This is a genomic window from Winogradskyella vidalii, from assembly GCF_013403955.1.
Classification (GTDB): Bacteria; Bacteroidota; Bacteroidia; order Flavobacteriales; family Flavobacteriaceae; genus Winogradskyella; species Winogradskyella vidalii.
In genome coordinates this window covers 1-1,807 of record NZ_JABFDG010000035.1, presented here as the reverse complement: position 1 = coordinate 1,807, position 1,807 = coordinate 1, and the positions used below count along the sequence as shown (strand labels likewise).

Annotated in this window: 3 protein-coding genes; 1 reads left to right on the top strand and 2 read right to left on the bottom strand. The window is 32.4% G+C overall.

Annotated elements, in window-relative coordinates; translation table 11 throughout:
- Positions 1-752 (top strand): IS110 family RNA-guided transposase (locus HM982_RS18360; protein WP_179354771.1); only part of this gene is annotated, 752 nt, incomplete at its 5' end.
- A gap of 47 nt (positions 753-799) precedes the next feature.
- Here the strand turns inward: HM982_RS18360 and HM982_RS18355 are convergent.
- On the bottom strand, positions 800-1,102 hold the full coding sequence (locus HM982_RS18355; protein ID WP_179354770.1) for a type II toxin-antitoxin system RelE/ParE family toxin: 303 nt from the start codon (positions 1,100-1,102) through the stop codon (positions 800-802).
- Positions 1,099-1,341, bottom strand: a complete 243-nt coding sequence (locus HM982_RS18350; RefSeq protein ID WP_028284019.1) for a type II toxin-antitoxin system ParD family antitoxin — start codon at positions 1,339-1,341, stop codon at positions 1,099-1,101. Before HM982_RS18350 ends, HM982_RS18355 begins: the two co-directional genes overlap by 4 nt.
- Positions 1,342-1,807: the final 466 nt, after the last annotated feature.

The following is a 1,807-nucleotide window of genomic DNA, read 5'->3' as shown; positions in this document are numbered from 1 at the left end:
TTGAAAATCCATTATCAGTAAAACGTTTTATCCAAATGAAGTTGTCTAAAATCAAGACAGACAAAAGTGATTCTAAATTGATTTGTGAGTATGCCAAACAGGTGGAATTAAAACTTTGGGAAGGCAATTCCAAAGTTCAAACAGAGTGCTTACAAATGACCAGACTCCTTTCATTGTATACAAAACAAAGCACTATGCTTAAAAATAAGCTACATGGAGAAGCTGTTTTAGGTAACCCAAGTAAAGTCGTAGTGGCTTCATTAAAGCGTAGTTTAAAGCAGGTTGATAAAGAATTAAAAACCTTAGAAGAAAAACTATTAATAATAGTAAAACAAGAGTATCAAGATTTACTAACTCGAATAAAAACTATTCCAGGTATAGGAAATAAAACCGCAGTAATGCTATTGGTTTTAACCGATGGATTTGATCGTTTTAAAAGCGGTAGCGAATTGTGTAGTTATGCTGGATTAACCCCTGTAGTTAGAAAGAGTGGGAGTAGTGTAAATGGACGGCCTCGTATCAGTAAAATAGGAAATCAGAAACTACGTAATCTGTTATTTATGTGCAGCTTTAATGCTTGTAAATACAATAAAGCATGTCGTGATATTTATGAGAGAATAGTAGCAAAAGGAAAGAGTAAAAAATTGGCATTGATAGCGGTGTGTAATAAACTATTAAAACAGGCTTTTGCTATAGCAAAATCAGGTTTAATATATGATGATACATATAGAAGTACTTTAGTGAAAAATTAGTGCATTTTTACTTGTTTTTTACCACAGTACTTTGTTGTGTGCAGTTTTTATTTCAGTCGTTTTTTAATGTCCATTCTTTGATGCAATACTCTGACGATTTCCACAATCTCATTATCTACTTTTCTGAAAAAAATCAGATGGGATTTGATTTTCGTAACTCGATAGTTTTTTCGAGTTTGTTCTGCGGATTTTCCAATTAGATAGTTGTCCGCAATAAATTCAATTTCCGCTATTATTAAATCGTAATATCTGTCAGCTTGTTCTTTAGACCATTTGTTAAGGGTGTAAACCCAAATTTTATCTAAATCCTCAATCGCTTGTTGGCTTATGCGATATTTGTTTTTACTCATAAGTGTTTACGATGTAATTCTTTCAGATGTTGTTTTGGGTCAAAATTTTCAACAAATCCACTATTTTCTCCAACTTCGAGAGCTTTAATCAGTTCTCTTTCCTTTTTTTCTTCACGTTCTAACAAACGTAATGCGGAACGAATTACTTCGCTAACCGAACCATATCTTCCAGAGTTTACTTCTTCTCTGATAAAATCCTCAAAATGATTTCCGAGTGATATTGATGTGTTTTTTCCCATTATGACTATAATTTTACTCAAATATACCAAATCTTGGTAACGTAGCCAAATTGCACACAACGGTTTTGTGTATGGTTAGTTGCGTGTTTGAGCAACTAATTTAGTAAACAAAAACGAACGCGAGAAAATTCCGAAGGAATTTTCCAAATAAGCACTTGCCAAAGCAATTAATTATACACGGCTTAAGTTAGCAATTAAATAAAAACACTAAATTAAGATTTATAAATTAGAAAGAACAAAAGAGAGGAGTAAGGTTATTATATACGCAGAGACTTCAGATCTCGTCAACATTGAAAATCCCCTCTCTTTTCTACACAGATTTCGTACAGTTCTATGAGGCTTTAAGACCTCGATTTTAAGTCGTTGAAACTCGCGTAGATTGTCCTTTAAAAAAAACATTTCTTATGAATAAAGATATTAAATATTTTGGAATAGACATTAGCCATTTGGTTTTTGATGTCACAGA